This window comes from Methylomarinum sp. Ch1-1 (assembly GCF_030717995.2).
Lineage (GTDB): Bacteria > Pseudomonadota > Gammaproteobacteria > Methylococcales > Methylomonadaceae > Methylomarinum > Methylomarinum roseum.
Genome location: NZ_CP157743.1, coordinates 2,401,748 through 2,422,013 on the forward strand (window position 1 = coordinate 2,401,748; position 20,266 = coordinate 2,422,013).

A 20,266-nucleotide genomic window follows, 5' to 3' on the forward strand; every position below is an offset into this window, starting at 1 on the left:
CCAGCGCCTTCTCGGCGGCCGCCGATGCACTGTAGGAACTGCCGGTTTAATCAGCGCTTCCTTAGGTTGCGATCGATTTTATCGTGCAAGTCTAACATATCTATAGGTTTTGTCAGGTAATCGTCGAAGCCAGCTGCGATGCCGCGTTCGATGTCGATTGGCATGGCGTTGGCGCTGACCGCGACGACCGGGATAGTCTGGGTGAGGGGCGGGTTATTTAACCAGCCCCAAACGTTCAAAGTCTGCCCGTAGGAGGCCCGCCCTCGGGCCGAATGGCTCTTTTCGCGCCGAGGGCGGCGCTCCTACGCAAAGCACCGTCTTGCCTTCCCCCCACCGGGGGAAATTGGCCGTTGTGCGTATCCAGGCGGATTGCCTGGCGGCGAATCCACCCTACGGTCGCGATGCCTTTCGTAGGATGTGCTGAACAACGTGAAGCGCATCAAAAACTGGTGCGCTTCCTATCGTCAGCACACCCTACCGCATCGCGGAGGACGGCTTCGCGTAGGGTGGCTTCGCGAAGCAAGCCACCAAAACCCGCACCGGGGGCAAAATTGGCGTGGGTGGATCAAGCGCAGCGGATCCGCCAAAACCCGCGCCGGGGCCAAATTGGCTGTTATTGGTATCCAGGCGGATTGCCTGGCGGCGAATCCACCCTACGGTCGCGATGCCTTTCGTAGGATGTGCTGAACAACGTGAAGCGCATCAAAAAATGGTGCGCTTCCTATCGTCAGCACACCCTACCGCATCGCGGAGGACGGCTTCGCGTAGGGTGGCTTCGCGAAGCAAGCCACCAAAACCCGCGCCGGGGCCAAATTGGCTGTTATTGGTATCCAGGCGGATTGCCTGACGGCGAATCCACCCTACGGTCGCGATGCCTTTCGTAGGATGCCTGAACAACGTGAAGCGCATCAAAAACTGGTGCGCTTCCTATCGTCAGCACACCCCGTACCGGTAGGGCGGATCAAGCGCAGCGGATCCGCCGCCAACGTAGGGCGGCTTCGCGTAGGGTGGCTTCGCGAAGCAAGCCACCAAAACCCGCGCCGGGGCAAAATTGGCCATTGTGCGTATCCAGAGGCGGATTGCCTGGCGGCGAATCCACCCTACGGTCGCGATGCCTTTCGTAGGATGCCTGAACAACGTGAAGCGCATCAAAAAATGGTGCGCTTCCTATCGTCAGCACACCCTACCGCATCGCGGAGGACGGCTTCGCGAAGCAAGCCACCAAAACCCGCACCGGGGGCAAAATTGGCGTGGGTGGATCAAGCGCAGCGGATCCGCCAAAACCCGCGCCGGGGCCAAATTGGCTGTTATTGGTATCCAGGCGGATTGCCTGGCGGCGAATCCACCCTACGGTCGCGATGCCTTTCGTAGGATGTGCTGAACAACGCGAAGGCATCAAAAACTGGTGCGCTTCCTATCGTCAGCACACCCTACCCGCACTGTAGGGCGGAGCGGGCGCCGCGGCTTCGCCAAAGTCCTCCCGTAGGAGGCCCGCCCTCGGGCCGAATGGCTCTTTTCGCGCCGAGGGCGGCGCTCCTACGCAAAGCATCGTCTTGCCTTCGGTAAAACGTAGGCGATCGCGCCTAGGGTAAAAATGCAGGCCGTAAAATTGCATGATCAAGTCTAGATAGGTTTCGGCTCAGGAATCTATCATGACATTGGGGAGACGGGGTTGCGATTCAGGAAGCGGTTCATGACGGCATGAAATTGCTTGATATCCAGCGGCTTGGTTAGATACTCGGCGAAACCGGCTTGCTTGCCTCGGGCGATATCGCGAGGCATCGCATTGGCGGTAATCGCGACGACCGGGATGGTTTTCAAGTCGAGCTCGCTTTGCAAGACCTTGATCACTTGATAACCGTTCATCGACGGCATGTTGATGTCGAGCAGGATCAAATCGGGACGTCGCGTGCGCGCCAGTTCGATGCCCAATTCGGCGGTATGCGCGGTGAGCAAGTGGATATGTTTGCGCCGCTCTAGTATCTGGTTGACCAATCTAAGATTCGAGGGGTTATCCTCGATATAAAGGACGAGGTTTTCTCCGGGCATGACGTCCGCCGCCGTCGAAGATAGGCTCGATGATGGTGCGGAACGATAATTCGGCTGGGGCTGGGCGGACTGCGGCAGCTCGATGAGGAAGCGGCTGCCGACGCCGACTTCGCTTTCCACGTGTACGGCGCCGCCCATCATTGCGACGATGCGATGGGTGATGGTGAGTCCGATGCCGGTGCCCTCGACGCCGCTGTTTTCGGCGTCGAGACGGTTGAAGGGGTGAAATAGTTCCGGCAAGCGTTCGGCGGCGATGCCGTGACCGGTGTCCGTCACCTGGATGCCCAACCTTTCCTCGCCTAGCGATATGACTTCGATCGTGACGTCGCCGCTGTCGCGATTGTATTTGATCGCGTTCGAGAGTAGGTTCAGCAGGGCCTGTTTCAGTCGGGTGCGGTCACTTTGCGCCACCGCCGCATCAAGCTTCTTATGGCGTAGACGGATTTGACGTTTGTCGGCGAGCGTCTGGACCAGACTCAAGCATTCCTCGATCAGCGGTCCGATCATGACCGGCTCCAGTGATAAGGAAAGCCGGCCCGATTCCAGCTTGGCCAGATCCAAGATATCGTTGATCAGATCCAGCAGGTGGCGTCCGGCATTAAGAATTTCTCGTACGTCGTCCCTATGGGTTTCGCCTAATAACTCGTCAAGTTCCATCAGTTGGCCGAAGCCGATGATCGCATTCAAAGGCGTGCGCAGTTCGTGGCTCATGCTGGATAGGAAATCGGATTTGGCTTGATTGGCGCGGTTGGCGGCGTCGCGAGCGTCGATCAAGGCCTGCTCGGCTTGTTTGCGGTCGCCGATATCTTGCACCACGCCCAGCATCTGCAGCGGTCGACCCTCGGAGCTCCGCCTCACGGCGCCATGCTCCTGTAGCCATCGCACGGTGCCATCGGGCCAGATCACCCTGTGCTCGATGTTGTATTCGGTGTCGTTTTCGATGCAGTTATTAATGGCGTCGTTCACGGCCTGACGGTCGTCCGGATGGATTGCATCCATAAAGCGATCGTAGCGGGTGCTCAAGTCGCCCTTGGGGAGGCCGAACAGTGGTCCGATGCTTTCCGACCAATAGATCTGGCCGCTGCTGATGTCCCATTCCCAGGTGCCGATATTGGCGTAGAGTTGTCCTCGACGCAGACGCTCCTCGCTTTTTTCCAGGGCTTCGGTGGCCTTGAGGCTTTCGCTGACATCCTCGGCAATGCCGACAAAGTGGGTCAACTGAGAGGATTCATCGAAAACCGGTGCGATATGGAGTTGGTTCCAGAAGAGGTCGCCGTTCTTGCGATAATTGCGCAGCAGCACTTTGGCGTCCCGGCCTTCAGTCAATGCCTGGCGTAATTCGACCAGAGCCGGTTGATCGCGGTCCTCGCGCTGAAGCAATCGACAATTCTTGCCTAATACCTCATCTTGCCGATAGCCGGTGATTCGTTCAAAAGCCGGGTTGACATAGATCAGTGGTCTATCGGCTTGCCGCGCGTCTACAATGCTGATGGCGCTATTGCTCGCTGCGAGCGCGCGTTGCGCTAGTCGTAAGCGTTGTTCCGCCGTCTTGATATCGGTGATGTCGGTGCGGATCGAAACGTATTGATAAGGGCGTCCCTGATTATCGAAAAATGGGGTGATCGTCGTTTTGACCCAATAGGGGCGGCCGTCTTTGCGTCGATTGCAGATTTCGCCTTGCCAGATTTCGCCGTCGAGGATCGTTTGCCATAAGTCCTGGTAAAAAGCGGGAGGATGTTCGCCGGATTTAACAATGCGGTGATTTTGGCCTAACAGTTCGTCGTGGCTATAGCCGCTGATTTGGCAAAACTTGTCGTTGACGTAGGTGATATTCCCGGCCCGGTCGGCAATGCTGACGATGGCGTGCTGATTGATTGTCGTATGCTCGCGTTCTAGCTCGTAACGCGAGGCTTGGTAACGTTGTTGGAGTGTGTTTTTTTGCCGCGCCCGTCGGGCTTGAATCGTGACTTCGCCGATCAGCTGCTTAGGGTGTGCGGGTACGCTTAGAAAACCGTCATGGGCGGGCTTGTTTGCCAGCACCCTTCGAGCCAAGTCGGTGTCGGCGGAAGTGAGCAGAATAGCGAAATAGGCGTCATGGTCGCGCTCGCGCAATAGCTCTGCCAATTCCGAGCCGTGGGCTTCGGGCATGAAGACATCGAGCAGGACCACTTCGGGAGCGAATTCATCCATGATCTCCAGTATCCGCAACGCTTGCGTCGAAGTCCTCGTTTCCATGCCTGCGCAGCGCAGTATCGCGGCGTGCGCTTCGAGTTGCAGCGGGTCGTCGTTGATCAGCAGGACGCGGTAGGCTTGTTGCGGCTGGCGGTTGCTCAGCTCTTCCAGAATCTCGGTTAGGCGCAGGGCGTCAACCGGTTTGCGCAGATAGTGACGAGCCCCGGCCCGCAACGCCGCCAGTCGCGCCGCGAGATCGTCTGTTTCCGACAGCACGATGATGGGGATTTCGCATTCCTTGTCGAGGTCGAGTTCGGCGATGGTCGGCGCATTTTTCGACTGTTGTTCAGGGTTGTGGTCCACGATCACGGCGGCCGGTCGTTCAGCGGCGGAGGTTTTCAAGGCGGTGCGAAATTCCGTTGTTTCCTTGAAACAGCGGGTGCGGAAGCCCGCTTCCCGTAAAACGCGCAGGATCGTTTCGTTCTGGACCGGATCATTCCCCAGCATGTGAACTAACGGCGCAGCGTCGAGGCGTGCGTTCAGATGTGGAGGGTAAGGCGTTTCGGCATCATGGTCTAGCCGGCTGAGGGCAAGTTGCCGCAAGCTGTTCAGTGATGAATCGATGGTTTGCCGGGTGGTTTCGTCGGGCGCTATGCCGGCCCGAACCACTTCCGCAACCTGGGCTTCTGTCACTCGGGCGGCATAGCTTAGCGATTGCATGCCGAATGTGCCGGCTAGGCCTATCAGATCATGGATCCCCCGGTGCAGGGCTGCGCTTTCTTCCGATAGCCAAAGGCTGGCGTCCGTGCGCTGAAAATGTTCATACATGGCGGCTAGCCTGATTGGCAGTTGTTGGTGGAATTGCCGGCGTAAATCGAACAAAGAAGGTGACTGAGCTTGCATTTGAAAAGACTTGAGTTATGTTTATTAGTATTGTCTTTAGCAGGAATATTTTAATTTTCAAACGTTATAGGCAGTTAGCAGCAATTCCCAGTTTGAGCATTTTTGAACGCCAAAGTGGGAATTGCTGGGCAGTTAGAAAAAATGCGATCGAGGTCACGAAAATGTGTTGACAGCCTAAATATGCCTGGTAAGTTCCAATAAATACTTGGATAGTGATTCTCGGGAAATGGCGGCAATATTTCCTGAACATGTAATCAATAGATTACATGAAATATTTAATGTACTACAATAAAAAATACAACTAGTTTAATACATCATTAAAGATTAATGATTAACGAGGAGATTAATGTGGCAACTATTCTTTCTGTAGATGATTCGGCATCGATGAGACAAATGGTCTCGTTCACCTTGAAAGGGGCGGGCCACACCGTCGTTGAGGCGGTTGACGGCGTCGATGCGCTGAATAAAGCAAAAGCCCAAAAATTCGATTGCGTCGTGACCGATGTCAATATGCCGAATAAAGACGGTATTGCCTTGATCAAGGATTTGCGCGCGTTGCCGGCTTATAAATTCACCCCTCTGCTGATGCTGACCACCGAGTCGGGAACCGACAAAAAACAATTGGGCAAGGCGGCCGGCGCGACCGGCTGGATCGTCAAGCCTTTTAATCCAGACCAATTGTTAAAAACCATCAAGAAAGTCATCGGCTAGTCGATAAGCTGTTGGAGAACGATTGAGCATGCGGCTTTTTTTGCATGATGTAACCATCCAGCTTGGTATTGAGGGAATATTCCCTCATCGATTGTTGCCGGGCGCCGAGCAACCCTGAATAAATGTCAAAGCAGACTCCCTAAATGACGTCCACACTGTACAGGCAGTCCTATGTCTATTGATATGGCTCAGTTTCATCAGGTTTTTTTCGAAGAAAGTTTCGAAGGCCTGGACGCGATGGAAACCGGATTGTTGAATCTGGATGAGGGCGATATCGATGCAATCAACACCATCTTCAGAGCCGCCCATTCCATTAAAGGCGGCAGTGGCACCTTCGGTTTTACCTCGGTTTCCGATTTTACTCATGTCATGGAAACCCTGCTCGATGAAATGCGCGACGGCAGTCGACCGGTCACTCAGTCCGCGGTCGATGTTTTGCTCGGTTCGGTCGATTGTTTGCGAGAAATGCTGACCGCCATCCGCGATCAGCAGAATCTCGATACGGAAAGCGTCGCCGCCCATCAACAAGCGCTGCAACGGGAATTCGAAAGCGGCGGCTCGGTATCCCCTCGGTCAGACGATACCGGTGTGGAAGGCAACGCTGTCGCCGAGCAAGCGAGCGAGGTCGAAGGCTGGCGCATCGCTTTCAGTCCGCATACCGATTTGCTCAGAACCGGCAACGATCCGGTGAGAATGTTCCGAGAACTAGCCGAACTCGGCGACATCGAAGCCACGGTCGATTTTCAGGGCGTTCCGGATATTCATGACTTGGATCCAGAAGAATGTCATCTATCCTGGCAGCTAAGCGTCAATGGGGATATTCCCAGGGCCGAAATCGATGAGATTTTCGCTTGGGTCGAAGACGAGTGCGATTTGGCGATACAGGCGTCGCTCGGCGGCGTTACGGAGCATAATGAGGCGCCGCAAGCAACACAAAACGAAACAGGCGACCGATTCAGCGCGCCTCGACAAGTTCAGGCGCCCGTTAAAACGGGGACGAATGATTCGACGAAGCCGGCCGATTCATCACCGGCGAAGCCTAAAGATGCAAAAAAAGAAGCCAGCAAATCCACTCAGAAAGGCTCCAGTTCGATACGCGTCGATACCGCAAAAATCGATACCCTAATCAACATGGTCGGCGAATTGGTCATTACTCAATCGATGCTCAGCCTGATCGGCGAACATTTTGAGGTCAATAAGCTCGACCAGCTGAAAAACGGTCTGTCTCAGTTGGAGCGCCATACCCGCGAGCTGCAGGAAAGCGTGATGAATATTCGCATGCTGCCTATCAGCTTCGTATTCAGCCGTTTTCCAAGATTGGTTCATGACCTAAGCGCAAAGCTGGGTAAAAAAATCGAACTGAAGCTGGTCGGCGAACAGACCGAAGTCGATAAGACCGTGGTGGAGTTGCTGAGTGATCCGCTGGTGCATCTGGTTCGCAACAGCCTGGATCATGGCATCGAAATGCCGGAAGAAAGAAGGGCGGCCGGTAAGCCGGAGATCGGCACGGTGGTGCTGGAGGCCTATCATCGCGGCGGCAACATCGTCATCGAGGTGGTTGATGACGGCCGTGGATTGGACAAGGATAAGCTGCGCGCGAAGGCCATCGAAAAAGGCTTGATTGAGGAAGACGCGATCCTGAACGATAAACAAACCTATGAATTGATTTTTATGCCGGGCTTTTCCACGGCGGCGCAACTGACCGATGTGTCCGGACGCGGCGTCGGCATGGATGTGGTGCGGAAGAACATCCAGGCCTTGGGCGGCAACATCGAGCTCGTTTCCGAGTTGGGCAAAGGCTCGACGATATCGATTCATCTGCCGCTGACCTTGGCGATTCTGGACGGGCAGTCGGTCGCCGTTGGCGAAGAGCGCTTCATCGTGCCGCTGGGCTCGATCGTCGAATCGATGAATATCGGCGAAGACAGAGTCAACAGCGTCGCCGGCAAAGGAGAGACATTTCGCCTGCGCAACGAATATCTGCCGATCGTGCGCATGCATGAGATTTTTAATGTCGAGTCGGCGCGAGCCACCCAGTTGAGCGAGGGCTTGCTCGTCGTCGTCGAAGGCCAGGGCGTTAAATGCGGCTTGTTCGTCGACGATTTACTGGGTCAGCAGCAGGTGGTGATCAAGTCGCTGGAAGCCAATTATCGGCGTATTGAAGGCGTGTCCGGCGCGACCATATTGGGCGACGGCTCGGTGGCGCTGATTCTCGATATTCCCGGGCTAGTGCGCTTGTCTAACCAATAATTCGGATTTGAGTGAGATATGACAGCAGAATTGGCAATGCAGCAGACCGAAGTCGTCGGGGACGGCAAGCCGTCGGCCGATGCGATGCAGATCCTGAGTTTTACCTTGGGTCAGGAGGAATACGGCGTCGATATACTTCGGGTTCAGGAAATTCGCAGTTGGGAACCCGTGTCGCGCATCCCCAATGTGCCCGGTTACGAAAAAGGGGTGGTCAACTTGCGCGGCGCGATCGTGCCGATTATCGACTTAAGGGAGCGTTTCGGCCTGGGCCATCTGGATTACAGTCCGTTGACCGTGGTCGTGGTGTTGCAGGCATATATCTCTGGTAGGACGCGGGCGATGGGAGTCGTCGTCGACGCCGTTTCCGATGTCGTCGATATCGACAAAAGCGTCATTCAGACGACGCCCAATTTCGGCGTCAAGGTCAGCACAGAGTTTATTAACGGACTGGCCGCTGTCAACGACAAGATGGTCATGTTGTTGGATGTGGATAAATTACTAAATCTTGAGAGTCTGGATGGGGATGATGAACATAAAGAATAATCGTAACTATTCAGTATCTTTCAAGGTTTAGGGAGTAGACCATTGATTTCTCGGGACGCGTGAATACTTCCATGTAAGCTCTGACTGCAACGTCCTGTTGCAGACAGCCCGATAAATCAATAGCCTACTCCCCCTGATAAAAATACGCTGAATAATTACGAATAATCAATATAACTGGGTCGCAAAGGAGAATTTAGCATGAGAATCAACCACCCGGTCACCGATCACGAAGTCTTGATGAAACAGGGGACAATACTGGTCACCCGCACCAATCTGAAAGGCATTATCACTTACGCCAATGACGCCTTCGTCGAGATCAGCGGCTTCACTCGCGAAGAGTTGGTCGGATCGAACCATAACATCGTCCGTCATCCCGATATGCCGCCGGCGGCGTTCGAGGATCTGTGGCAGTGTCTGAAGGCGGGCAAAGCGTGGACGGCGCCGATCAAAAACCGAACTAAGTCGGGCGATTATTATTGGGTGGAAGCCAATGTGACGCCGGTTTATAAAAACGGTAAGGTGCAGGAATTTCTGTCGGTCCGCTATGCGCCGACCCGTGAGCAGATCATGCGGGCGGAGGAGCTTTATCGACGACTCAACGCCAATAAGGCGCAGCTCAGGCCCAAGGGCGTCGCCGCCGTGGTTAAAAACCTCAAGGAAATGTCCATCTGGAAAAAGGCCGGACTGGCCACGGCTGGCTTCCTGGCTCCCGACCTGTATTTGCTGTACCAACTTTATCTGCAACAAAACTGGAGTTTGTTGGCGTTGATGACCTTGTTGACTGTGGCCGCGGTCTTTGTCGGCGGGGCGATGGTGAAAAAATTCGTCGATACCTTGGCCGAATCCTCCGATATCTTCTATCGCCTTGCCGATGAACAATTCCGGAACAAGATCGAGCTGAACCGCAACGATCAGATCGGCGAATTCCAGCGTGCGCTTTACAGCATGCAGGTTAAATTGAATTCCGATTTGGCCCATTCCAAGGAGGTCGGCGCCGCCAACCTGCGGATCAAGCAGGCGTTGGATAACGTCGGCTCTTGCGTGATGGTGGCGAATAATGATCTGGACATCATATACATGAATCACACCGTTCAGAAGATGTTTGAAACCGCCGAGGCGGATATACGCCAGCAGTTGCCGAATTTCTCCGCGGCAGATCTGATGGGCGCGAACATAGATCAGTTTCATAAGAACCCGGCCCATCAACGCGATTTATTGGGGCGTCTGGACAGAACCTTTGCTTCGACGCTGGTGATCGGCAATCGACACATGGATATCGTCGCCAACCCGGTTAAGAACGATGGCAATGAACGCATCGGCATCGTCGTGGAATGGGTGGACAGAACGCACGAGGTGAAAATCGAGCAGGAGATCGCCGATATCGTCGAGGCGGTGAAAACGGGACAGTTGAATAATCGCATCGAATTGGCCGATAAAGACGGCTTCTTCGCCAAATTGAGCGAAGGCATCAATGAATTGGCCGACGTCATCGAAAATGTCTTCAGCGATGTGGGCAGCACGATGAAGAGCATGGCCGGTGGCGATTTGAACAACAAAATCAGCAGTGAATATGAAGGCGCGTATTTGGCCTGTAAAAACGATATCAATGCGACGATCGATAAATTGGCCGATATTTTCGCTCAGATCAATAGTTCGGCCAGCTTCATCAACAATTCCTCCCAGGAAATCGCCAGCGGCAATAATAATCTCTCGCAGCGCGCCGAGCAGCAGGCTTCCAGTCTCGAGGAAACCGCTTCCAGCATGGAGGAGCTGACCAGCACCGTCAAGAATAATGCCGACAACGCCCAACAGGCCAATAGCTTGGCTAACAACGCCAGGGAATTGGCGGAACGAGGCGGCTCAGTCGTTTCTTCGGCGGTTTCGGCGATGCAGGAGATCAACGAGAGTAGTAATAAAATTGCCGACATCATCGGTGTCATCGATGAGATTGCCTTCCAGACCAATTTGTTGGCCCTGAACGCTTCGGTGGAAGCGGCGAGAGCCGGTGAGCAGGGCCGCGGTTTCTCGGTGGTTGCGACGGAAGTGAGGAATTTGGCGCAACGCAGTGCGACAGCGGCCAAAGAAAGTAAGGAGCTGATTCAAAACAGCGTGCAAAAGGTTAAAACAGGCACCGAGTTTGTCAACGAAACCGGCAGTGCGCTGAACGAAATTGTCGGCGGCGTTAAAAAAGTCGGCGATATTGTCGCGGAAATCGCCGCGGCCAGCGCCGAACAATCCGCCGGCATCGAACAGGTGAACCAGGCCGTCGCCCAAATGGATGAGATTACTCAGCAAAACGCGGCGTTGGCCGAACAGGCCTCGGCCGCCAGCGTTTCGATGAGCGAACAATCGGATCAGATGGTGGAACTGTTGTCTTTTTTCAAGATCGACGGCGTCAAGGCGGAGAGCGTCCAAAGCGGGCAGTCGCAAGCCAGGACAGAAGCCGGGCTGTCAAAGCCGACCAAGACGGCGGAGCCGAGTCAGGTCTCGTATTCAGAAAGTAAGCGTTATAGTTCCACCCTCGATGATGATGAATGGGAAGAGTTTTGATTAATGGCCGGGAACTCCAATCATGACAGATGACGCATTGTCCAATAAAGAAATCGATCAATTTTTGACCTTCGAAATCGCCGGCGAAGTCTATGGGGTCGACATTCTGAAGGTTCAGGAAATTAGAGGTTGGGAGCCGGTTCGAGAGATTCCGAATACCCCGGCTTTCATCAAAGGCGCCTTAAATCTGCGCGGTTCTATCGTGCCGATTGTCGACTTGAGAGAGCGCTTTAAGATGGACAGGACCGACTACTCGCCGATGACGGTTGTCATTGTCCTCTGTGTCGAGCATCAATCGGGGACCTCGGTGATGGGGATTGTGGCCGATTCGGTTTCCGATGTTTTGGATGTCAATGCAGTCGATATCAAGGAGGCGCCCAATCTCGGTTCCCATATCGACACCCGCTATATGCGCGGCATGTATGTCATCGAGGACAAGATGGTGTTATTGCTGAATGTAGCCAAGTTGCTGAATCCGGAAGAGTTTGACGGGGTCGAGGGACTTTGATGGGAGCGAGGATCGTCGGCGTACTCAATCAGAAAGGCGGCGTCGGAAAAACAACGATATCGGCGAATCTGACGCATGCGCTGGCCAGGATGGGCTACAAAGTCACCGTCATCGATCTGGACCCGCAAGGCCATCTGGCCGTTTCGCTGGGCATGGTCGCCGTCGATAGAGCCGGCATCGACGAGGTGATGCTGGGAACGGCCGATATTGACCAGCAGTTGTTGGAGGTCAGGGAGAATCTGAATTTGATCGCCGCCGGACCGAGGCTGCAGGAAATTGAGCAATTGGCCGCAGGGGGCGCGGCTAGAGGAGGCTTGTTGAGCAGGGCGCTACGGCAAAGCTTGCATGATCAGGATTTCGTCTTTATCGATTGCCCGCCTTCTTCGGGCGTATTGGTTGCCAACGCGCTGTTCGCCGCCGATGAGATTTTGATTCCGATGAGCGGTGATTTCTTGTCGTTGCAGGGCCTTGCTTATTTGATGGGCACGATCAAGCGTTTTGAGAAAGCATTGCGTAAGCACTACAAGACGGCGTTGCTGATGTCTCGCTATGCGACGACCCGGAGGATCTCTCGGGAAGTGCTGAACACGCTGCAGAAACATTTCCCCAAACAGATATTGGCGACGGTGATCCGGGAGTCTGCCTTATTGGCGGAATGTCCCAGCGCCGGCAAGACAATCCACGAATATCGGCCCGGCAGCCGTTCGGCAAGGGATTTCAGGAATCTGGCGCAGGACTTTTTGGAAAATAAGGTGATGTGATGGCGGAAAAACAACAGCATGGTTTGATCGGTTATGATCCGCTGGCTTGGCTGGAACAGCAAGAAAATCAAGTCGAGGCGCCCCCCGTCGAAGGGCCCGGCGATGATGCGCATATTTTCGCCGAAGCCGAAAATGAAGCGGAGGCGATGGCGGTGAGACAAGTGGACGGCGAGGATGATACTGGCGCATATTCCGAGCAGGCAGCGTTGCTATTGGACTCGACGTTGACGATTGCTCATGTCGCGGCTTTGCATCAGGATATGATCGCCAGGCTGGACAGTCGTGAAAAAATCGAGATAGATGCCTCACGGGTTAATTCGATTGATACCGCTGTGATGCAGTTGTTGATCGTATTGAAGATATCGGCGCTCAAGGCCGGTAAGGAGGTGGTCATCGATTTTCCTTCGGAAAACTTTATTGAAGCGGCTGAATTACTGGGCTTGGCGGAAATGCTGGATGTGGACCAGGCTGCCGCCGGATTTTTTTAACTGATCGTGTAACTTATTTAGACCGGGTTGGTCATCGTTCCGCCCCGCCCTACGGTGTGGGTAGGGTGTGCTGACGATAGGAAGCGCACCATGTTTCGATGTGCTTCACGACGATCGGCTTTACATGGGCATCGCAACCGTAGGGTGGATTCGCCGCCAGGCAATCCGCCTGGATACCAATAACGGCTAATTTGGCTCCGGTGCGGGGGGTTGGCGGATCCGCTGCGCTTGATCCATCCTACGCCAATTTGGCCCTCGGTGCGGGTTGTGGTGGCTTGCTTCGCGAAGCCACCCTACGCGAAGCCGCCCTACGATGCGGTAGGGTGTGCTGACGATAGGAAGCGCACCATGTGTTGATGCGCTTCACGCTGCTCGGCACATCCGAAGGCAAGGCGGTGCTTTGCGTAGGAGCGCCGCCCTCGGCGCGAAAAGAGCCATTCGGCCCGAGGGCGGGCCTCCTACGGGCAGACGTTGGCGGAGCCACGGCGCAAGTAGCCGCATGTCGCTATGCGAAATGCAGGTCAACGAGGTCCTGAACGATTCAACCGTGACTAGAGTCAGTTAAACGTTTGGGGCGGGTTAAATAACCCGCCCCGCCCAGAGGGATGACGCGATATTAGCCAATGTGTTGGTTCAGGTATTTTTTAATGAGGGAGTCCCGGAACAAAGTGAAAGAGAACTTGCGAGAATTCCCCTATACTTGGGACGATTTTAATGTGCTCAGGAAATTATCCAATGAGCATTCCGGCATTTTGGTCCCGGATGACAAATTCGACATGTTTTATTCACGCCTCTCGAAACGCGTGCGTAAGCTGGGTGTGCCTGATTTCGAGCATTATTGTCGATTTTTGCAGGCTCATCCCGATCGCGAGTTTGGCGAATTCATCAATGCGATTACGACTAACCTGACCTCTTTTTTTCGGGAGCGGCATCATTTCGATTATCTGCAAGAACAGCTGCTTCCGAAGCTGTTGAAAGAAAAAAAGGCCGAAAAACAAGTCAGGGTTTGGTCCGCCGGTTGCTCCAGTGGAGAGGAGCCGTATTCCATCGCCATGGCGCTGGCCGAGCGCTTACCGGGCGATTGGACGGTCAAAATACTGGCGACCGACCTCGATACTCAGGTATTGCGGGCCGCCGCCGATGGCGTTTATACGATGGATCGGGTCGCGGCGTTGCCGCGTCAACGTCTGCAACGATGGTTCAGAAAAGGAACGGGAAGGAATGCTGACAAGGTGAAGGTGAAAGAGGAGCTGCAGCGGATGATTCACTTTAAGCAACTGAATTTGATGAAGGAGTGGCCGCTAAAAGGACCCTTCGATTTCATTTTTTGTCGCAATGTATTGATTTATTTCGATCGGACGACCAAGGAATCGTTAGCGAACCGGTTTGGCGCTTTAATGCCGGCCGGCGCTCATCTATTCATCGGCCATTCCGAGTCTTTGCATGCCCTTGAGACCGGTTTCAAACTGATCGGCAATACCATCTATCGTAAAATCCAATAGCGGGGGGCAGCTTGAATACCATTGTCAAACCTTCGTTGCCGGGATTTTCCGGCATCAAACGCTATTGGGATAGGCAACATGAGATGACGGCGGCTAAATTGTTGCCCGGTGAATACTATGTCACCCGCGACGATGAGTTGATCACGACGGTATTGGGTTCCTGCATTTCCGCCTGTATCAGGGACCGCGAATTGGCCATCGGCGGTATGAACCACTTCATGCTGCCGGAAACATCGGTAGAGCGCTTGACAGGCGGCGATGAAGCGGTCGTCGGCACTGCGACGCGCTATGGTAATTATGCGATGGAGCATTTAATCAACAGCATTCTACGTTATGGCGGTAAGCGTAAAAATCTCGAGGTTAAGTTGTTTGGCGGGGGTAAAATTATTCCGACCTTAGGCGATGTGGGGCAAAGGAATATCGATTTTGTTCTAGAATATATCGATACCGAAGCGCTTAAGCTGGTGTCCCGTGATTTAGGCGACATCTATCCCCGCAAGGTCAATTATTATCCCCGTACAGGACGGGTCAGGGTTAAGAAGATCAAAGACTTGCATAATGACACCATCGTCAATAGAGAAAGACAGTATCGCTCGGCGATTAAGGATATCCCGGTCGAGGGCGAAGTGGAATTATTCTAATGGAAAAAATCAAGATATTAATCATTGATGACTCGGCCTTAATCAGAAAAATGCTGACCGAGATTTTTAACTCGTCGGGTGAGCTGGAAGTGGTCGGTACGGCGGCGGATCCCTATGTCGCGAGAACGAAAATCAAACAGCTAAATCCCGATGTATTAACGTTGGATGTCGAAATGCCGCGGATGGATGGTTTGACTTTTCTGCGCAATCTGATGCGCTTACGGCCGATGCCGGTGGTGATGATTTCGACGTTGACCGAGAAAGGCGCCGAAGTCACCTTGAATGCCTTGCAATTAGGCGCGGTGGATTTTGTATCCAAGCCGAAGATCGATGTGGCTAATTCCCTGCAGGATTATGCCGAGGAGATCATCGCCAAGGTCAAGGCGGCGGCCAAGGCCCATGTCCGAACGCTGACGCCAGCGCCAAAACGTCAAGTGAGCGCTGCGCTTCATTCCGGAAGACACTCGGTCGATGCGGTGCTGAGACCGTCGGCAGGCAAAAAACACTTCGCCACCACCGATAAGCTCATCGTCTTCGGTTCTTCCACCGGCGGCACCGAGGCGCTTAAAAATGTCGTGGCGAATTTGCCGGCGGACACGCCGCCTATCGTGGTGACTCAGCATTTACCGGCGGCCTTCAGCGCCTCTTTCGCCAAGCATGTCGACGAGGCGAGCGCGATGAACGCCTGCCTCGCCGTGGACGGTCAACAGATCTTGCCGGGCAATATCTATATTGCTCCCGGCGATCGGCATTTATTGGTGACTCGAGATGGCGCGCGCTATATTTGTCGTCTCAATGACGGTCTACCGGTCAATCGGCATAAACCGTCTGTCGACGTGCTGTTTCGCTCGGCGGCGCAGAATGTCGGCAGCAATGCGATAGGCGTGATGCTGACCGGCATGGGGACCGATGGCGCGGTGGCTATGAAGGAAATGAGCGATGCCGGCAGCATCAATATCGTCCAGGATGAAGCCAGCAGCGTCGTGTGGGGAATGCCCGGCGAGGCCTATAGGCTGGGGGCGGCTCACCATGTATTGGCGCTGGATAAAATAGCCGAGCAATTATTGACTTTACTCTGACAGGTATGCGATGAAAGAATTAATAAAAACGAACGGCCTTTGTATTTCGACCACCATTGCTGTACTGTTATTGAGTTTTGTCATCAGTGTGGAAACGGCATTTTGGCTCGGCGTGCCGTTGATGGCGATAATATGGTTGGCGAGTAATTTTAATAAGGAAAGGTTGGCCAAGCAGGATAAGGAAACGGGCAACGATTATGAGCGTCTGGATGAGGCTATCGACGCCTATGTCGGCGAATTGGAGCAATGCATCGGCCAGGAAGTCGATAATTTCCAGCAAGAACTCCTACAGCTAAAATCGGTTGTCGCCGATGCCGTCGTCACGATGTCGAACAGTTTTAATGGTTTGCATTCGCTGACCGAAGGGCAGTCCAATATCGTTTATTCGCTGGTGTCGGATTTTGGCGATACCAGCGATAACGATGGAGAAGGACTCAATTTCAAGGAATTTGCCGAGGAAACCGATGATGTGTTGGGCTTTTTTATCGATCATATCGTGCAAATCAGTAAACAAAGCATGCAAATGGTCAGCGTGATTCATGATGTCGGCGAGCATATGGGCCAAGTGGAGAAATTATTGAGTGATGTTCAGGGCATCGCGGATCAAACCAATCTGTTGGCCTTGAATGCCGCCATCGAAGCGGCCAGAGCCGGCGAAGCGGGGCGCGGTTTTGCCGTGGTAGCCGACGAGGTGCGCAATTTGTCGAAAAATTCCGATAAATTCAGTGAGGAAATCAGGATGGTGGTGAATGCTTCGAAAAACAATATCGATGTGGCCCAGTCGATGATCGAAAAAATGGCCTCCAAGGATATGAATCTGACCATTAACTCGAAAGCCAATATCGATAAAATGATGACCGAGATTGCGGCGATGAATCAATCGATTGCCGATAAATTGAGTCAAGTTTCCAGCCTCAATATGCAGATCGATAGCACCGTTAACGATGCGGTTCGGGGACTACAGTTTGAGGATATGGCCAGACAAATTGTTGAGTATCTACAATTCAGCACGCAGCACTTTCAGGCCATGGCCGATGAAATGCGCATCGGCTTAGGGGTATTCAAGACCGGCGATGGTCAGCGATGGATTAATGAATTGCGGGAAGGAACGCAGCGCTTGCATGAAATGAAAAATCAATGGCAAGTAAGAGAAAAAAAGACCGTCACTCAGTCTGCGATGGATGAAGGTGAAGTGGAATTATTTTGATTGGAAATGTTAGCGGATGCAAATCATGGCTAACGGCTTCAAGGTTTGCGATTAAGGAATATGAACAAAATAACTTCGATCAATAGTAAGCTTTTTGAAGGTTCGACAACTCGCTTGACAGGGCGCCGTGAATATACATCCTTGGCGGCTAACAACTCCTGCTTAGCGCCGCACTTGCACATCCTTGTGCGGCGTAGACTTGAAGGCGGCATCTGCCCGCCAGGGAATGGTGGAAATGCAGATTTTGCAGGAGCAAAAAATCTGCCCTGCCACCGACACCTGTCAATCGAGATACCGAACTCTCTTCGCACATTTGAAAGTTATTTCATGCTCGTTCCTAAATTGATTCTTTATTAAGGAATAGAAAATGGGCGTAACGACGAAACTTGATTCCAATACTGGCACTTTGCACATTGAGGTCAGCGGCCGCTTTGATTTCGGTGTCCATCAACAATTTCGCGATGCGACAAACCTGACCGATGACAAGATTAATGTAATCGAGGTGAATTTGGCGCAAACCGACTATTTGGATAGTTCGGCGCTGGGCATGTTGCTGGTATTGCGTGATAGGCTCGGTGAAAACAGAAATGCGGTAAGGATAAAAAATGCCAAGCCGGAAGTCAGAAAAATTCTGGAAATCGCCAACTTTGATAAATTGTTCACGTTGGTTTGATTGAGGTGATGTTTTTGATGACAATTCCGCGCATTTTCACATTGTGGGCCGGCCATGATTGCCAGCGATGGCGATGAAAGACGGCAGCAGTCGCCGACATCCTCGCCAAACACCCGAAGCCCTCTTTGTTATCCAAATTGGGAATTGCTGCCGATTTAGCGTTTCATTGACTTTTATATTGTAATGCCGACCTGATTTGAGGGCGGCTTTCATCAGTTTCCGGGCTAGGTTAGTGTAGCGAACAACAACAATAACAACAATTCTGTCAATCCATTACCGATAATGACTACACAAACTGATTTCTCCAATCTGACTTTTATCCGCGACTTTTTTCATCGTTTTTTGCCTAATTCCCAGGCGATCGTCTTGGCGGTAATCCTGATTGTCGGCTCCTTGCTGATTTACGCCTTATCAGGCTTGTTAATGCCGGTGTTTGCTTCCGTCGTTCTGGCTTATTTGCTGGAAGGCTTGGTGGCAAAAGCGGAACGGAAAAAACTGCCGCGGTTACCGGCCGTGTATTTGGTGTTTTCGGGCTTTATGGCGATTCTGGGTTTCATGATTTTTGTGTTGATGCCGATGGTTTCCGGTCAGGCGGTGCAATTGGTGCAGAACATTCCGGAAATCGTCAAAAGCGCGCAAACGGAGATCATGAATTTGCCGGTCATGTATCCGCAATTTATTTCCGAAAGCAGAATCAGGGAAATCATGTTTACGGTACAACGAGAGTTATTGAAATATGGTCAGGACGTGATCTCCAGTTCGGCTTCCTCGGTGCTCGGGATTGCCACGACCATCGTTTATTTGTTCCTGGTGCCGTTTATGGTGTTTTTCTTCTTAAAAGATAAAAAACTGATATTGGACTGGTTTATACAGTTCTTGCCCAGGGACCGTCATTTGACGGTTCGGGTTTGGAATGAGGTCGATGTGCAGATCGGTAATTATGTCAGGGGGAAGTTTGTCGAGGTCTTCATCCTCTGGTTTGTTAGTTATATCGCTTATTCGACGCTGGGGCTGAATTATGCGATGCTGCTGGCCGTGCTGATGGGGCTTTCGGTGGTGATCCCCTATGTTGGGGCGACCTTGGTGACCTTTCCAGTGCTTGCGGTGGCCTATATCCAATGGGGGGTGACCAGCGATCAATTCATGTATGTGGTGATTGTCTATTCAGTGATACAGGCGCTGGACGGCGTGGTGTTGGTGCCGTTGCTGTTTTCCGAAGCGGTTAATTTGCATCCGGTGGCGATCATCGTCGCGATTTTTTTCTTTGGCGGCTTATGGGGATTTTGGGGGGTGTTTTTCGCCATTCCGTTGGCGACGCTGGTTAAGGCCGTGCTGACCGCTTGGCCGCGTATCGAGGACAAGCATATGTCCAGCAATTTATAGCCATCCGGAAAGAAAAAGGGGACAGGCTACTTTACTTTAACCTGAGTTCGGATTAAGTAACCCGCCGGTATCAGGTAGATTTTCCAGAAGACGCGCGAATTGAATGCTTTTGGCGGATTCGCTGCGCGTGATTCATCTTACGGTGCGGGTAGGGTGTGCTGACGATAGGAAGCGCACCGGTTTTTGATGCGCTTCACGTTGTTCAGCACATCCTACGAAAGGCATCGCGACCGTAGGGTGGATTCGCCGCCAGGCAATCCGCTTGGATATGCACAACGGCCAATTTTCCCCCGGTGCGGGGTTTGGCGGCTTGCTTCGCGAAGCCGCCCTACGCTGGCTGAAGTTTCCCAGTTTGAGCATTTTTGCTGTGTTTGACCTGAGTTCGGATTAAGAAACCCGCCGGTATCAGGTAGATCTTCCAGAAGACGCGCGAATTGAATGCTTTTGGCGGATTCGCTGCGCGTGATCCATCTTACGGATGCGGGTAGGGTGTGCTGACGATAGGAAGCGCACCAGTTTTTGATGCGCTTCACGTTGTTCAGCACATCCTACGAAAGGCATCGCGACCGTAGGGTGGATTCGCCGCCAGGCAATCCGCCTGGATATGCACAACGGCCAATTTTCCCCCGGTGCGGGGTTTGGCGGCTTGCTTCGCGAAGCCGCCCTACATTGGCGGATTCGCTGCGCGTGATTCATCTTACGGTGCGGGTAGGGTGTGCTGACGATAGGAAGCGCACCGGTTTTTGATGCGCTTCACGTTGTTCAGCACATCCTACGAAAGGCATCGCGACCGTAGGGTGGATTCGCCGCCAGGCAATCCGCTTGGATATGCACAACGGCCAATTT

Annotated in this window: 16 protein-coding genes; 14 read left to right on the forward strand and 2 right to left on the reverse strand. The window is 53.1% G+C overall.

The features are described 5' to 3' along the window. Positions 1-50: 50 nt before the first annotated feature. Complete coding sequence (locus Q9L42_RS11155; protein ID WP_305908331.1) at positions 51-239, reverse strand: response regulator; 189 nt, start codon at positions 237-239, stop codon at positions 51-53. Between the two features lie 1,411 nt (positions 240-1,650). Next, the gene (locus Q9L42_RS11160) at positions 1,651-5,124 is read right to left on the reverse strand and encodes a PAS domain S-box protein (protein ID WP_305908327.1); all 3,474 of its coding nucleotides are present in this window, start codon (positions 5,122-5,124) and stop codon (positions 1,651-1,653) included. A gap of 348 nt (positions 5,125-5,472) precedes the next feature. Here Q9L42_RS11160 and Q9L42_RS11165 point away from each other — a divergent pair, with 348 nt between their 5' ends. The 14 genes from Q9L42_RS11165 (at position 5,473) to Q9L42_RS11230 (ending at position 19,420) form a co-directional block, all read left to right on the forward strand. Next, positions 5,473-5,835, forward strand: coding sequence for a response regulator (locus tag Q9L42_RS11165; protein WP_305908326.1), 363 nt, complete (start codon positions 5,473-5,475; stop codon positions 5,833-5,835). Positions 5,836-6,006: 171 nt separating this feature from the next. Then, positions 6,007-8,085 carry a chemotaxis protein CheA gene (locus Q9L42_RS11170; protein ID WP_349431090.1) on the forward strand — a complete coding sequence of 693 codons (2,079 nt, stop codon included), beginning with the start codon at positions 6,007-6,009 and terminating at the stop codon, positions 8,083-8,085. 36 nt (positions 8,086-8,121) lie between these two features. Next, positions 8,122-8,628, forward strand: a complete 507-nt coding sequence (locus tag Q9L42_RS11175; protein WP_305910223.1) for a chemotaxis protein CheW — start codon at positions 8,122-8,124, stop codon at positions 8,626-8,628. Positions 8,629-8,826: 198 nt separating this feature from the next. Beyond that, positions 8,827-11,178: a methyl-accepting chemotaxis protein gene (locus Q9L42_RS11180; protein ID WP_305908324.1), complete on the forward strand. Its 2,352-nt coding sequence runs from the start codon at positions 8,827-8,829 to the stop codon at positions 11,176-11,178. 22 nt (positions 11,179-11,200) lie between these two features. Then, the gene (locus Q9L42_RS11185; protein ID WP_305908323.1) at positions 11,201-11,686 is read left to right on the forward strand and encodes a chemotaxis protein CheW; all 486 of its coding nucleotides are present in this window, start codon (positions 11,201-11,203) and stop codon (positions 11,684-11,686) included. Then, the gene (locus Q9L42_RS11190) at positions 11,686-12,447 is read left to right on the forward strand and encodes a ParA family protein (protein WP_305908322.1); all 762 of its coding nucleotides are present in this window, start codon (positions 11,686-11,688) and stop codon (positions 12,445-12,447) included. The genes Q9L42_RS11185 and Q9L42_RS11190 overlap by 1 nt, the downstream gene beginning before the upstream one ends. After that, the gene (locus Q9L42_RS11195) at positions 12,447-12,935 is read left to right on the forward strand and encodes an STAS domain-containing protein (protein ID WP_349431091.1); all 489 of its coding nucleotides are present in this window, start codon (positions 12,447-12,449) and stop codon (positions 12,933-12,935) included. The genes Q9L42_RS11190 and Q9L42_RS11195 overlap by 1 nt, the downstream gene beginning before the upstream one ends. 668 nt (positions 12,936-13,603) lie before the next feature. Continuing rightward, the gene (locus Q9L42_RS11200) at positions 13,604-14,437 is read left to right on the forward strand and encodes a CheR family methyltransferase (RefSeq protein ID WP_349431092.1); all 834 of its coding nucleotides are present in this window, start codon (positions 13,604-13,606) and stop codon (positions 14,435-14,437) included. 83 nt (positions 14,438-14,520) lie between these two features. Further along, the gene (gene cheD, locus Q9L42_RS11205) at positions 14,521-15,078 is read left to right on the forward strand and encodes a chemoreceptor glutamine deamidase CheD (RefSeq protein WP_432648900.1); all 558 of its coding nucleotides are present in this window, start codon (positions 14,521-14,523) and stop codon (positions 15,076-15,078) included. After that, positions 15,078-16,157 carry a protein-glutamate methylesterase/protein-glutamine glutaminase gene (locus tag Q9L42_RS11210; RefSeq protein WP_305908315.1) on the forward strand — a complete coding sequence of 360 codons (1,080 nt, stop codon included), beginning with the start codon at positions 15,078-15,080 and terminating at the stop codon, positions 16,155-16,157. The genes cheD and Q9L42_RS11210 overlap by 1 nt, the downstream gene beginning before the upstream one ends. A gap of 10 nt (positions 16,158-16,167) precedes the next feature. Next, positions 16,168-17,364 carry a methyl-accepting chemotaxis protein gene (locus Q9L42_RS11215; protein WP_349431093.1) on the forward strand — a complete coding sequence of 399 codons (1,197 nt, stop codon included), beginning with the start codon at positions 16,168-16,170 and terminating at the stop codon, positions 17,362-17,364. 60 nt (positions 17,365-17,424) lie between these two features. Further along, positions 17,425-17,721: a hypothetical protein gene (locus Q9L42_RS11220; RefSeq protein WP_305908313.1), complete on the forward strand. Its 297-nt coding sequence runs from the start codon at positions 17,425-17,427 to the stop codon at positions 17,719-17,721. Between the two features lie 10 nt (positions 17,722-17,731). Continuing rightward, on the forward strand, positions 17,732-18,037 hold the full coding sequence (locus Q9L42_RS11225; RefSeq protein ID WP_305908312.1) for an STAS domain-containing protein: 306 nt from the start codon (positions 17,732-17,734) through the stop codon (positions 18,035-18,037). A 282-nt stretch (positions 18,038-18,319) separates the two neighbouring features. Further along, the gene (locus Q9L42_RS11230) at positions 18,320-19,420 is read left to right on the forward strand and encodes an AI-2E family transporter (RefSeq protein ID WP_349431094.1); all 1,101 of its coding nucleotides are present in this window, start codon (positions 18,320-18,322) and stop codon (positions 19,418-19,420) included. Positions 19,421-20,266: the final 846 nt, after the last annotated feature.